We start from the raw sequence: 13,509 nt of genomic DNA on the forward strand, positions 1-13,509 counted from the left end.
GGCGTGCCACTGTTTCATGTCGTTTGGATTGTGCGATAAAAAATGGAACTGCGAGTTGTGGCTATAAAAGTCAGCCGTTGTCAGCACGGCAAACAAAGAAAAGTCCTTGGCAGTATAGTCTTGAATTATTTCAAGGCATACCGCCAAGGATCTTTCTTGCCGTGCCATAGTCGGAGGAAGTTAGTCTGAGGTACGAGGACTGTCTTTCTTCGACGACGGCTGAGTTTTATATAGAAGTTGCATACCGTATTTATAGCTTAAAGTTGTTTGGACTGACACTCTGACATCATAAAATCCTCAAAATAAAATAGGCATGATTTTTGTAATGTATATATATGATTTTTGAATGATACGACTCAGCCAACAGTCCCGGCTAAGCCGCATGGATTAAAAGGGACTTAAACACAAATAAAAATGGCATTAACGTATAAAGTATTAAACTCAAATTTTGAAAAAATGAATGGTAAAAGCCTTGCTGGATCAGAAACATTTGGTGGTGGAAAAGTAGGATAGAACATTATATCTGTAGTATTTGATATTAAATATAAGGAATTATCATATGAAATATAGAATTTTGTTTTTTTTGTCAATTATTATAAGTATGGGGTTCTGTGCCTGTACAGACGATAGTGACGACATTTTTATTAACGAGAATCAAATTTCAACAAGAGCTGTAAATGGAGCTTATACTTATCCTGATGTTTCTGAGATATTGAAACAAGACGTAGTAAAAAAGCAAATGAATGAAGCTTGGAATTTGATGAAGAAAACCGCAAGTTCTGCTTCTCGCTCCGAGTACGGATTTTATATTTATAAAAGTCAGACAAGCGGAAAATATTATGTAGGAAAAATGGTAAAAGGTCCTGCCATTACGGGATGTGCAGGTACTAACGCAAGTATATCGTTGGGAGTACCAACTTCAAACATTGATGTTTGTGCTTTTTTTCATTGCCATACAACACTCCATTATTGTCCTAAAACAACTTCACGAAGAACAGGTCCATCCCAAAATGATTTAGATTTAGCACAGTCATATAATTTGCCTGGAATTTTACGTGATTATGAAGGTCCAGAAATAACAGGAGGGCATAATATCAATGAATCCTATAAGGATATAACGTTTGGTCCGACAAAAAGACCTGATATTCAATATAATGATGTTATCAAATAAAAACATAAAGACATGAAGTATTTGGTTTTATTTTTAATGTCCATGTTTCCACTTTTGAGTATTTCAGCTCAAAATCTTGAAAAAATGGACTCAGTTCAGAGAAATAAGTATCTTATCGATTTAAGTTCTGAAGTCATAAAAACAATGGGGCCTGGTTATTATAGAAACACACATCCAACGATTAGTGAAGGTGTGTTTAAAAGTAATGATGGCAGAGCAAAAATAAAAAAGAATATTGGTCGCAAATATTATGAAATAAAATATCCTTACGACAAGTCAAAAGAAACTTTGGAGTTTGATTTTTCTGCAAAAGTTCGTATTTGGAAAGATACGGGCGAACCTTGCGATGTGATATTTGGAAATGGATATGGGAAAAACTTTTTCTTTTCAAGTTACAAGGAACAGACTAAAAGTCGAACTGCAACAGATAAAGTTCCATATCAACAGGTACAAAACGCCAATAAGAATATTGGAACAAAATGAGGAGCCATGTAAAGAGGATGAAAAATTAACGATTTGAATAGAATCTTTATACATAAAAGTATAAATTACAAAGGTTCATGGTCGTGACATTGTTTTATTGCTCTTGCGACAGAATCTGTAGTTAATGTACTTCGAATTAGATAATGGGAGAATGGTTTATGAAGCAGACTTAACCATTCTCCTTTTTTTATATGATGTGATAAGCAGATGAGCGATAAAAAAGAAGCTGCCGAACATGCTACCATTGTGGATCTGATCCGCAATGACCTTAGCCGTGTGGCGGAGCATGTAAGGGTGGATAAATACCGTTATATTGATGTGCTCCATACCAATAAGGGGAATATTCTCCAGGCCAGTTCTGAAATAAGCGGCAAGTTACCAACCGACTATCAAAAGCACATCGGAAACATATTGGATGCAATGTTGCCCGCAGGTTCCATAACAGGTGCGCCAAAGGACAAGACTATGGAAATAATCCACGAAGCGGAAGGCTATGACCGTGGATTCTATACAGGAATCATGGGTATATATAATAATGGTGAACTCAACTCGGCTGTAATGATACGCTTTCTTGAAAATGACGGTCAGGGAACGTATTTCAAGGCATACCGCCAAGGATTTTTCTTGCCGTGCCATAGTCGGAGGAAGTTAGTCTGAGGTACGAAGACTGTCTTTCTGCGACGACGGCTGACTTTTATACAAAACACACGAAAGGATGAGAATATGCAAACGAAATAGACCATTCAAAACAGGAACCCTTGCCACATATGTTTGAATGGATTGAAATGGAAATAGCAAAGAATAGAGAAGAGTATGGTTAATAAAAACAGATTTATCCAAGCAAAAAATCGAGGATAAAAAATCTTAAAACATTCTTTATCCCCGATTAAATATCGTACCTTTGCAACCGAAAGAGTTCTTTGGATGGTTATGCAAATCACAGCAGGATGCTACATTCTGTTTATTTCTAATTCGTAACCTCTTCTTTTTATGAGGTAAAAACTTGTCTCATTCTCAATCACTTATAAAAAATACGTACTTTCGCTCCAGTAAAACGTACGTTTCTGCCTCGGGAAACATACGTCTCCGGGAAGGGAGACGTACACATCAGACGTACGTTCCCGGGAAAACGAAGAGGCGTCTGGTCAATTTCTTCCACAGCTTTGAAAAACCGTTTCTTTTTCGTATCTTTACGGTTGTAATTAAAACAAATGCCGATGAAAATAAAACTGTTATTGTGGAGCTTGGTGGTCACAGCCGTAGTGTGCAGCCTCAGTCTGTTTGTTACACAATGGATGGGCCTTGCCGATGATTGGTGTACCATGGTGAGCGTGTTCCTTGGCATCGTATTGGGGAGCAGTTGCAACCGGTGGTTACAGCGTGCAGCTCATTGAAAAATTCTCAGGCAAGCGGAATACTTACCTGAGAATTTTCTTTTTTCATCGGATAATCCCCGTATCCTTGTCCTTCAGCTGGATGGAACGGTCGACGTCGTGGAACTTGCGTCCTCTGGACAGGCGCCACGTCACGGCCAGGCCGACGAGAATTTGTTATTAATATGAAAAAAAACGCTGGAAGAGAGGGTACATTGATTTTTGTAACTATTTTTATTGCCACATCAGGAGAATCTGTTCTCCAAGCAAGACTAGACTGAAAATTGGGGCACGTTGGAAAGAAGGCGGGCATCACGAACTATTTAAACCGAAATTATGAGAACTAAAGACTTGACGGTATTTATTATGTGCATGTGCCAGTCATTTTGCTTTGCACAAAAAAAAGTGAGAACCCTCACCGGCAATATGAGGAAAATTATAAATGGGAAATGAATTTCGCCTGAGGACTGAACACTAACGGCTGGGAATTTATGGGAGGCGTTCATTGGCTGCCGGTTTCTTATGTAGGTATAGGAGCTTCTGTCGGTTTTGATTCAGAAATTAAGGAATGGTCTGATTGGGGCAGAAGGGAAGGCGATTCTTTTTATGAGGACGATTATTGTGCCCGATTTATTTTCAAGCCATCCTTATTATTGCGTACGCCCTCGTTGTGGCATCTGGAATCGCAGGACTTGGATTTTCATTTGTTTGCTTTGCCGGGAGTCATTCTGTCACCTCCCGCCAGAGGGGCAAGAGATTCTGGTTGGCTGTATTGGAGCGGGGCGGTCGGTCTGACGGCAATTATAGACCGTTTGGTCCTTTCCTTGGGGTATAATTGCTCTAATTATTACCTTTTGGATGGGAATCCTCATGCACACCATGCTTATGAGAAATTCGAGAAGGGAGAAAAGCAGCGCACACATTCTGTCTTTATCATGTTGGGCTATAAGTTCTAGCCTGTAGGGGGCGGATGGTTTTTATCTCCCATGCGGTTCTCCTCAAAAGGATGCTCAGGCGGGCAAATGTTCCCGCCTGAGCATCTTTTCATCGGATAATCCCTGTATCCTTGTCCTTCAGCTGGATGGAACGGTCGACGTCGTGGAACTTGCGTCCCCTGGTCAGGCGCCACGTCACGGTCAGGCTGACGAGGTTGCAGGCATCGCCGCTGTAGAGGGCGGTGTGTTTCTGGAGGTTCCGGTTCAGGATTTCCGATTCAAACAGCTTGTATTTGTGCTGGAAGGGCTGTTGCCAGATCAGGGCGAACTGCCAGTCCTTGTAGCTGTAGGCGGCCTTCAGGGTGATGTCGCCCCCGCTGTATCCCTTGGTTTCCCCTTCCAGGAAGCGGGAACCGTTGTCGGCGTAGGCATGGAGGGAGAGGTTGCCCAGGTAGGCGTTGACAGCCCCCGTGACGAAGTAGGACGTGTAGCAGTGCGTGTAGTCCTGACCGAAGTTGAAGCAGCGGAACAGTCCCCCGTAGGCCGTGACGGAGAGCTTTTCCGGCAGCAGCCAGTAGCTTGCGTAGGCCATGGCGTTCAGTGCGTCAATTTCCTTCTGGTTGCGCTGGGTGTAGATGAACCGGTCGTCGGCTGTGCGTTCATACACCGCCATGTTGGGACGAAGGCATTGCTTGTAGAAACCTTCCAGACTGGCTTGCAGGCGGTTGTCGGTGTACGTCAGCCGCAGGAGGTGATACATCTCCCGGTTGGGCTTGAGGTCGGGACTGCCCACGGTCCATTCCATGCGGTTGTTGCGGATGGAAGCGTCGCTGATCATGGCCACCCGTGAGGTGCGTTCGCTCATCTGGAAATTGTAGCTCAGCTGCAGGGCGTGGGTGAAATTGTAGCTCAGGGCCGCTTTGGGGCAGAAGCTCCAGTAGTCGTACGAATGGGCCTGCTGGCGGTAGTGCAGGTAGCTGCCCCCGATGCCTGCCGAATAGCGGAGGTTGCCCCACAGTCCCTTGATTTCGGAGAACAGGTACACGCGGTTGTGGTGGATAGGGGTGGCAGCCGAGACGTCGCCCGTATATTCATTGTTCGTGTATTTCTGGCTGTAGTTGAGGCCGGCAGACAGGGTGAAGGGCTTCAACCGGTTTTCGTAGATGGCCTCGCTCAGGAGAGAGTAGGTGCGTCCGTCCACGTCGTAACGGTAGGGCGAGCCTTCGTCGTAGCTGTCCGAGGAGCGGGTGCCGATGTAGGTGCCCACGGCGTTGAGGGTGAGCGACTGCCGGGGCGTGAACTGCTGGAAGTAGTAGAGGTCGAGCACCGGACTCCCGCTCCGGCTCTGCTGCTGTTCGAAGGCCGTGTAAGTCTGCTCCCCGTCCACAATCTGCTTCTGATTGAAATTGTTGGGTATGTGACTGAAGTCGCCGCTCAGCGAAGCCTGAAACACATAGCGGGTGGAGTCGGCTAGGTTGTAGGTCAGCTTCAGCTGGTTGTTCAGGCTCTGGTTGCGCGAGTCGAGGTCGTTGCGTTGGATGGTATAGACCGACCCGTCGTTCAGGTGGTAGTGGGCCGTTTCCTCCGTCCGTAAGTCTCTGTAGTTCTGGTAACCGATGCTGTAGTTCAACGACAGCTCACTCTTTCCCGTGTTCCATTTGCCATACACCGTGTAGTCGCCCTGGCGGGTTGTCAGCGCCTGGGTGAACGAGGTGCCCAGCGTGTATCCGTTGTCCGCCCGTCGGGTAGTGATTTCGATGACGTAGGCAATGCCGTCGCCGTAGCGCACGCCGGGGTTGTCGATGAAATGGATGGTACGGATGCTCTTCGGGTCGAGCGAAAGCATCTCCGCCTTGTCCACGATGATGCCGTTGATGCGGATTTGTACGCTTCCCCGCTGGTCGATGGCCGAGATGGTGTGTCCCACCTCATCCACACGGATATTCGGGAGGGTGAGTTGCTGGAGCAGGCTGTAGCCCGAGCGGGAAGAAGTCTTCTGCTGTTCGGAGGGATAGAGCAGCATTCCGTCGGTCTTCTTGATAATCCGGTCGGCCTTGACCTCCACCTCGCCCAGTTCCACGGTGGGTTCCACCTCTTGCGCGAGGGCGGGGAGGGTCAGCAGCAGAAGGAAGAGGATGGCCCTGAATCGGGAGGCGGTGGACCGGAAACTCCCGGTCGGTCGGGACTGTTTATGGGTGGTCCCGCATGTTGTTTGAGACTTTGTGGGGAGCATTGAAGCCCGACATGAGGACTTATGGCCCGACTCATGCAGTGTGCGATGGGTAAGGAAGGTTCCCTCCTTTTTCAGGCAGAGGGTGTGCATCAGCGGAAGCCGGCTTCCGGCTCCCTGCTGGAAAAGTAATCTGAGTGTTTGCATTTGTTCCTGTGTGTAAAATTCAGGAACAAAAGTAGGGGGCTGTCGCGAAGGCGTCAAAAACCGACGCTGACATTTGCCTGACAATTCGCTGTCAGTCTTTCATCTCGTTGATTTCCAGTGAATAGTTCCGCCCTCTGTCGGCCACGATTTTCAGTCGCGTATGCTCCTCCACGATGGGTTTCAGGCGGCGGATAAGGGTGTAGAGCGTGTCGTTGGCATCGTCTTTCTTGGGCCAGAGCACGGCACAGATTTCCTCTTTCGTGAGCGAGTGGGAGGGAGCCTGCCAGAAAAGCCGCATCAGTTGCTGCTGCATGGGCGTGAAACGGATGGGAGTATGGTCGGCTGCGTAGAAACGGTCGTCCGCGTCCGAGTAAGTCAGTCCCCCGAAGTCCTGGGCAGATTGTGTGCCCCCTTCAGCCGATGGTACGCTTCCTTCGGCAGGTTGCAGCATCGGGTTCTCCTTTTCCCGCTTCCGCAAGTACAGCATCGAGCCGATGGCCCAGAGCAAAGCCGCCGCCATCAGTCCGCCGGGCAAGCGCTGGTCGGACATGCTGAATACAGCCGCTGCCGACAGCCGGGTATAACCTTTCAGGGCCAGCGTTTCGCCCGCCCGTCCGTTGCGGACCACCAGCGTGTCACTGCAGATGGCCTGTCCGTCCATCGAGCTGCCCCGGTAGTCACCGTCCATCACGTCGAAGGTGAGGAAAGCCGCCTGTTTCAGTCGCGGGTTCTTCAGGTGGCGGCAGAAACGTTCGTCGGACACGGCGATGAGCACCTGTCCGCCCGACGTCTGCCGGAGCTGTTTGTACGCCCGTATCGTATCCTGTGTCACAATCGGGTCTTTCTTTTCCAGTAAGGTCTGGGCCAGCGCCTGGTTCAGGTCGGCGGTTATCTCGTCTCTTGTCACGCGGTAGTTGTGGCGCCCGGCCAGCAGGGAAGTCAGCATCAGCGTCAGAAACACCGTGACGGGTAGTAGTCTGCGGTTCATAGAGCAATCGGGTTTGGTTTCTGCAAATGTAGTGAATTCGCATGGAAAAAGATGATGTAGAATTTTTTTTATGCGATTCTTTATGCTTGGTGAGATAAAAAGACAAAATCTTCTTCCATTATTTCGGCCATCAGTTCCTCATCGTCTGTGAGATTGGGGTGTCTGTTTCTGAAATCAGCCCATTCTTGCGTGAGAATCGGCTTGATATGGGTATATTCCTAGGGATTTTTATATTGAAAATTCCTTGCTTGTTCACACCAGAACTTCACTTGGTTCATATAGTTCATACATCCGGAATCCGCAAGCTTTAGACTGTCTTTTATCGTTTGTGTGGAATAGCGGGGAACGTATGGAAAATCGGCTATGGACTTGACCATGTCATTGAATTCCGATACGGCACAGGATTGGCAGTTCTTGATTTCGCCACCTGTTCTTTGCTGTCTTTCAAACCAGTTTCTGGCCAAGGGGGCGACTTTCTTTGTAAAAACAAAGAAACTTATTCTATGAATGGCCTTTTCTCCGCTTAGCAGGGCTTTGGTGTGAGTAGATTTGCCTTCGATTTCCTCTTTGGAGAGCCGTTTGGCACTTTCATATCCCATTCTTAATTCTACCAGCAGCAGTCGTGCGTTGGTGCCTTGATTATTTTCGTAGGTCTGGACTCCGATGACAGCATCCACTGTGTGGTCGGCCTGGGCTTTGTGCAGCACATTCTTTTCATAAAAATCCATGTCCAGGCACTCGATTTCAGGATTAAAATAATCATGTCCCGGATAATCCTTGTTGGATACCGTATTGAGAAACGAGTGACATAGCGGGTAGAACGAATGGGCGGCTACCACTTCATTGTTATAAACCAGTTGCTCCATATTCCTTGATGCGGTCTAAAGCGATGTTAAACGACTCAAATATCTCGCTGATTTCGTTCCCCAAGGCCTTGTAAACGAATTTATGTTTATTGTCAGGACATTGCTGAGCTACGTAGAAATGGGTGTGTGGAAGAATTCCTTCTTTTTCAGCAATATCATGGATAGCCGATACCATGTCGGGGTTATGACTGGCAATCATGATTTTCAATCCCAAGGTTTTGTTCAGCAAGACCAGCATGCGGGCAAATTCTACAATCCATTGCGGATGCAAGTGGGCTTCAGGCTCGTCTATCATCAGCAGGGTCTCTTCATTCAGGTAGCCGTTTTCCAGCAAGCGTTGCAGGTAGGAGAACGTTTTGAACCCTGTGGCCACTTCACTTAATCTGATATTTATCTGTCGGTCGTTGGATATGTAACGAAGCTCTTTGGGGAGGAAGAGATTGTCTTCTTTTTTCAGTACAGCCTCTCCGTCTATCAGGCTTCTAATTCTGAACAGAAGTTTTTTGATGTCTGTCGATTCATCTCTTTTCTGTTCATCTGTGATTAACGTGCGCAGGGAGTTCCAGAAGATGTTGTCTGTAGCATCGGAAGTGATTGACATGGGCGTGTCAATATAGATTGCATCGTGCAGGTTATACAGATTTGACAGATGGTCATCGATAATGCTGACCTCATCTTCTTCCAGTTGAATATAGGGAGGGCAATCATTTCCCGTGTGAAACTGTCGGTTGAGCGTTTCGAAAAAAGTCTGGGCCGACCGTTCGTTGATTTCACTTAGAAGCGTGGACGACAGTTTGTTCGCCAGCCTGCGATTTTGTTCTGTAAAATCATCGATAGCTTGCGGAAGGCTCTTGTTGGTTATTGCGGCATTCAGGTAGGCCATGATACGCTCTTTGCGGGCATCGGATATCTTGTCGTCCAGATTTTGCAAGAGTGCATTTTCCGTAATGGCCGTGGCTTGTAGAAACAGATTCTGAGCGAGTTCGATATGCTGGGGAGAATAGATCTCCAACTGTTTTAGTTGTTCTTGTATCTCGTAGAGCTTATCTTTTGCCGAATCTTCTTTGTCGGAAAACAGACTTTTCCTGTTCATCCGTTCAAGGTCTCTGCAAACAAAACCCATTCTGTCAATCAAAGATTGCAGTTTTTTGATAAACTCGTGTTGCAGGTTGTTTTCAAAGTTGGCTGTGCCCTTGATGAGGTAATACAACCAACGGGACAATGTGCTTTTTCCGCAGCCGTTGATGCCAGATAGTATCGTGATTCCGTCGATGATGATGTCTGCTTCTTGAATCGCATGATAGTTACGTACAATGAATCTGTATTTGCTCATACTTGTAGGTTTCGATGTTTGGAATAAAATAGTCGCTGTGGATGCGATGAAAACAAAGTTACGTAAAATCTGTGGAATAACCTTGGAATAAGGGTAGATTCGTATTTATACTCGAATGATTCCTGTTGTGGTATGGACTAATCCGTCTTGCTCTGATGTGGAGGAGTGGCTGCATATCTGAATCTAAATTTTGATTCATACCGTAATGAATTTTAGTTCATCAAGTAGTGATCTGTAGGTTTTCCAGAATTTGCTGATATCTTCATTTAGCATGATACCCACATTCTTTATGTGCATGAGGTCGTTGAAATAAGCTAAGTCTGTAATGGCAGATTTTCATATTATATGATTGAATATATGACGCTGCAAATTTATAGGATTTCCAATGAAATAGTAATCCTTATCCTTAAAATATAAATTGATTATTTATCAATGTGTTGCCCGATACCATGAAGTCTGCGGGTAGGTTCTCGCCTTGCTGCTGAGACTGGGGGCGGAGGTGGTGATGCCGGAATAATGGGTGATAGAGAGTGGGCCGAGCGAGGCGGTAAAGAACTTTTCCGTATGTGCTTTGTAGGGAACCACCTGCTCCAGCAGGGCTTCCACCTGGGCCAGCTGCGCCGCATCGTTGCCGCAAAGGGCACGGACGTAATCGCCGAAGTCGTAGAAAATCACGGGCGAGTAGCCGTCCATGCGCTGGAGGGAACCCGTCTGCGAACTGTCCAGCGAATGGCGGGAATGAAGGTCCTTCATCAGGAGCGCCAGGTCGTCCAGCCGGGACCAGTCGGTCACGGCGATGGTGCCGTATTCGGGATTCTCGGCCAACAGGTATTCCCCGATGCGGGCAGAAGAAATGGGGGATGAGAGATGCTGGCTCACATTCTCCCATTGAATGTGAAGGCAGGAAAGTTCACGTCGTCGTGATTGCTACCGACAAGACAGAAGATGCTCAGGAATACCAGCGGAATGTCGGTGAGTCGTTTTGTGTGCATGATAAACAAAAGTATCAGCTATTTTCTTTTTTCCAGAAGAAATTCCTGAGCAGCCGTTGCACGAGAACCAGCAGTGCCAGCACACAAACGGTGTATTGCAGAAACGCTCCTTGATTCTTGAGGCCGTAAAAGAGCCCGATAATGAAGCATAACTGGAAGAGATAATCAAGAATTTTAAATAGCATAGTCTTTGAAATAAAAGGTTATGCTGCAAAAATAAGATAAAATAGGAAAAATCGAGCATCCGGACTTGAAAAATCCCCTGCCAGGCGTGTTTTTTTACTTTTCACCGGCAGGGGAAGGAGAATTATGCAAAAATTAGGACTCGCTTATTTCCAGTCGTTCGGCATGGCTCCGTAGTCGTCAGATTCGTATAGGTGTCGTACGTTTCGCTGTGATGGGTGATTTTACACCAGCGAGATGACATAGCTTTCCATGCTTTTCAGGTCGATGTGCCAGAGCCGGCCGCTCAGTGCGTGTGGGCTGCCCAGGATGACCTTCATCGTTTCGTTGGCTTCCACGCAGCCCACTACGCCCGGTGTGACACCCAGCACGGCTTTCGACGGATGGGGCATGGCCAGCATGCCTTCCTCGTCGGGGAAGAGGGTGCGGTAGTCGGGACCGCCCTGGTAGTTGAACACGGAGACCTGTCCGTCGAACTCACGGATGGCCCCGTACACGTACACCTTGTCCAGCCGCACACAGGTGTCGTTGATGAGGTAGCGCGTGCGGAAATTGTCGCATCCGTCCACCACGATGTCGTAGTTGGCGATGAGGCATTCGGCGTTCTGCGGGGTGAGCCGTTCGTTCCAGGCCTCCACACGGATGTCGGAGTTGAGGGCTTGCAGGCGCAGCTTGGCCTGTTCCGCCTTGGAGAGCCCGATTTCAGGCTCGCTGTAGAGCACCTGCCGTTGGAGGTTGGTCTCGCTCACGGTGTCGTCGTCAATCAGTCCGATGGTGCCCACTCCGGCACCGGCCAGGTAGAGGGCCACGGGCGAACCCAGTCCGCCCACTCCCACGATGAGTACGCGGGCCTGCTTCAGAAGGAGTTGTCCTGCCTCGCCGATTTCGTCGAGCAGAATCTGTCGGTTGTAGCGTGAGGCTTCTTTTTCGGTCAGTTTCATAAGGTGAAAAGGGGATAAGGGTGAGTAAAATGACAGAAGGCACCCGGAAGTCGGGAAAATGGCCTCCGGATGCCTTCTGAAAGGGGTTCTGCGTATGCTCGGAAAACGCCCTTGCGTTTCAATCAAAATGCCCTTACGTTTCAAGTAAAACGTACTTGCGTTTCAGGGAAAACGTACTTGCGTTTTTGTCCAAACGCTTCGGCGTTTTCAGACGAGTGTAAAGGCGTTTCTCAAAGGATGTTCCGGAGGGCTTTTCAGCGGGCCGGAGCCGCCTGGGCAAAGGTCTGTGCCATGTGGTCGAACGAAGCGTCCCAGTCCTTCCATACCGGTTCACGTCCCACGGCCTTCAGGGCCTTCTCCACTTCCACGGCGGTACGTTCGTCGCTCACGTGGAACTGTTCCAGAGCCTGCGGATAGGTGTAGTAACCACCCGGTTCCGTCTTGCTCTCGGCACTCATGGTGGTGACACCCAGCGTAGCCATGTGGTCGCGGATGTTTGCCGGTTCACGCGTAGAGTAGGAGATGTCCACGTCGTGGTCGAAGATACGCATGGCGAAAGTCACCTGTGCCAGTTCCTTGTCGCTCATGATGACGTTGGGCTGGAAACCCTCGTTCTCGGCCGGACGCATGCGCGGGAAGTTCACGCTGTATTTCGTCTTCCAGTAATGTTTCTGCAAGTAGCGCAGGTGGTAAGCCATCATGGTCACGTCTGTACGCCAGTCCTCCAGTCCGATGAGCACGCCCATGCCGATGGAGTGTACGCCGGCCTGTCCCATGCGGTCGAATCCGTTGACACGCCATTCGAACTTCGATTTCATGCCGCGCGGATGGTACACGTTGTAGCGGGCCTTGTTATACGTTTCCTGGAAACAGATTACCCCGTTCAGTCCGTGGTGCACCAGTTCGGCATACTCTTCCGTCTTGAGCGGCATCACCTCAATCTTCAGGTTGGAGAAATACGGTTTGGCCAGGTCGAGTGCTTTGGCCAGGTAAGGCACACCCGCCTTGGCCGGGTTTTCGCCCGTCACAATCAGCAGGTTCTCAAACGGAGCCAGCTTCTTGATGGCTTTGTACTCGTTTTCGATTTCCTCCGGCGTGAGGATGGTGCGGGCCATCGGGTTGCTGATGTGGAAGCCGCAGTACACGCACGAGTTGGTACACGAGTTGGTGATATAGAGCGGAATAAACATGGAGATGGTACGTCCGAACCGTTCTTCGGTATATTTCTTGCTGAGGCGTGCCATGGGTTCAAGAAACTTTTCGGCAGCCGGCGAGATGAGTGCCATGAAGTCGTCTACGTCGCACCGTGATTTTCCGAGTGCCCGTATCACGTCGGCCTCGGTTTTGGAGTAGATGGCCTTGGTCGTCTCCTCCCAGCTTATTTTTTCTAATTCGTCACTAAACATTTCTACAGTTAATAGTTAAAAATTAAAAGTTAAAATTCAAAGTCTCAAATTAAAAATGGATGTAGGGGGTGAAGGTCATATCTTTTCGGCCTGCTTTTTCTTCTGGTTGTTTTCCTTGCTGGTCTTTATGATGCACACCAGGAGCTTGATGAGTTCCTTGGCATCTTGGTCGATGGATTCATACGAGGAAGCATCGATATATTCAGACTTATAGAGCAGCAACAACCAGTAAGCGGTTTCGTTGGCTTCTTTCAGGGCAATGTGCAGTTTATGGACAAAGTCGTTCGCACTTTCCGCAAACTCGGCTTCACATACCATGGCTCCTATGGCCGTACCGCTTCGCAACAGTTGTTTGGACAGGATATGCTCTGCTTTCTCGTCGTTCAGGTATTGGTAAGCTTTGACGATGCGTAAGGCGAAATTCAAGGACTTGCCGTAAACTACACTTTGACCCATAAGTA

12 protein-coding genes and 1 pseudogene are annotated in these 13,509 nt (G+C 48.2%); 5 read left to right on the top strand and 8 right to left on the bottom strand.

The window, feature by feature from the left end:
* Nucleotides 1-559 precede the first annotated feature (559 nt).
* The 5 genes and pseudogenes from BQ7480_RS07310 (at nt 560) to BQ7480_RS07330 (ending at nt 3,983) form a co-directional block, all read left to right on the top strand.
* Nucleotides 560-1,171 (top strand): hypothetical protein, encoded by a 612-nt coding sequence (locus BQ7480_RS07310; RefSeq protein WP_139247644.1) that lies wholly within the window; start codon nt 560-562, stop codon nt 1,169-1,171.
* 12 nt (nt 1,172-1,183) lie between these two features.
* Complete coding sequence (locus tag BQ7480_RS07315; protein ID WP_072546033.1) at nt 1,184-1,654, top strand: hypothetical protein; 471 nt, start codon at nt 1,184-1,186, stop codon at nt 1,652-1,654.
* 207 nt (nt 1,655-1,861) lie between these two features.
* A pseudogene (locus BQ7480_RS07320) lies at nt 1,862-2,260 on the top strand (chorismate-binding protein); the annotation flags it as partial.
* Nucleotides 2,261-2,871: 611 nt separating this feature from the next.
* Nucleotides 2,872-3,048, top strand: coding sequence for a hypothetical protein (locus BQ7480_RS17870; RefSeq protein ID WP_154670761.1), 177 nt, complete (start codon nt 2,872-2,874; stop codon nt 3,046-3,048).
* A gap of 470 nt (nt 3,049-3,518) precedes the next feature.
* Nucleotides 3,519-3,983, top strand: a complete 465-nt coding sequence (locus BQ7480_RS07330) for a hypothetical protein (protein ID WP_072542331.1) — start codon at nt 3,519-3,521, stop codon at nt 3,981-3,983.
* Nucleotides 3,984-4,071: 88 nt separating this feature from the next.
* Here the strand turns inward: BQ7480_RS07330 and BQ7480_RS07335 are convergent, their stop codons facing one another.
* From BQ7480_RS07335 to BQ7480_RS07370, 8 genes are all read right to left on the bottom strand, one after another.
* Nucleotides 4,072-6,339, bottom strand: coding sequence for a TonB-dependent receptor (locus BQ7480_RS07335; RefSeq protein ID WP_235816650.1), 2,268 nt, complete (start codon nt 6,337-6,339; stop codon nt 4,072-4,074).
* 91 nt (nt 6,340-6,430) lie between these two features.
* Complete coding sequence (locus BQ7480_RS07340; protein ID WP_072542332.1) at nt 6,431-7,327, bottom strand: helix-turn-helix domain-containing protein; 897 nt, start codon at nt 7,325-7,327, stop codon at nt 6,431-6,433.
* A gap of 218 nt (nt 7,328-7,545) precedes the next feature.
* Complete coding sequence (locus BQ7480_RS07345) at nt 7,546-8,193, bottom strand: hypothetical protein (RefSeq protein WP_072542333.1); 648 nt, start codon at nt 8,191-8,193, stop codon at nt 7,546-7,548.
* Nucleotides 8,174-9,526, bottom strand: coding sequence for an AAA family ATPase (locus BQ7480_RS07350; RefSeq protein ID WP_072542334.1), 1,353 nt, complete (start codon nt 9,524-9,526; stop codon nt 8,174-8,176). Before BQ7480_RS07350 ends, BQ7480_RS07345 begins: the two co-directional genes overlap by 20 nt.
* A 429-nt stretch (nt 9,527-9,955) precedes the next feature.
* Nucleotides 9,956-10,279 (bottom strand): hypothetical protein, encoded by a 324-nt coding sequence (locus BQ7480_RS07355; RefSeq protein WP_139255737.1) that lies wholly within the window; start codon nt 10,277-10,279, stop codon nt 9,956-9,958.
* 646 nt (nt 10,280-10,925) lie between these two features.
* Nucleotides 10,926-11,642, bottom strand: a complete 717-nt coding sequence (locus BQ7480_RS07360; protein WP_072542336.1) for a HesA/MoeB/ThiF family protein — start codon at nt 11,640-11,642, stop codon at nt 10,926-10,928.
* Nucleotides 11,643-11,896: 254 nt separating this feature from the next.
* Nucleotides 11,897-13,048, bottom strand: coding sequence for a 2-iminoacetate synthase ThiH (gene thiH, locus BQ7480_RS07365; RefSeq protein WP_072542337.1), 1,152 nt, complete (start codon nt 13,046-13,048; stop codon nt 11,897-11,899).
* A gap of 75 nt (nt 13,049-13,123) precedes the next feature.
* On the bottom strand, nt 13,124-13,504 hold the full coding sequence (locus BQ7480_RS07370; RefSeq protein WP_072542338.1) for a four helix bundle protein: 381 nt from the start codon (nt 13,502-13,504) through the stop codon (nt 13,124-13,126).
* Between the last annotated feature and the right edge of the window lie 5 nt (nt 13,505-13,509).

Origin of the sequence: Bacteroides mediterraneensis (assembly GCF_900128455.1) — a bacterium.
Lineage (GTDB): Bacteria > Bacteroidota > Bacteroidia > Bacteroidales > Bacteroidaceae > Phocaeicola > Phocaeicola mediterraneensis.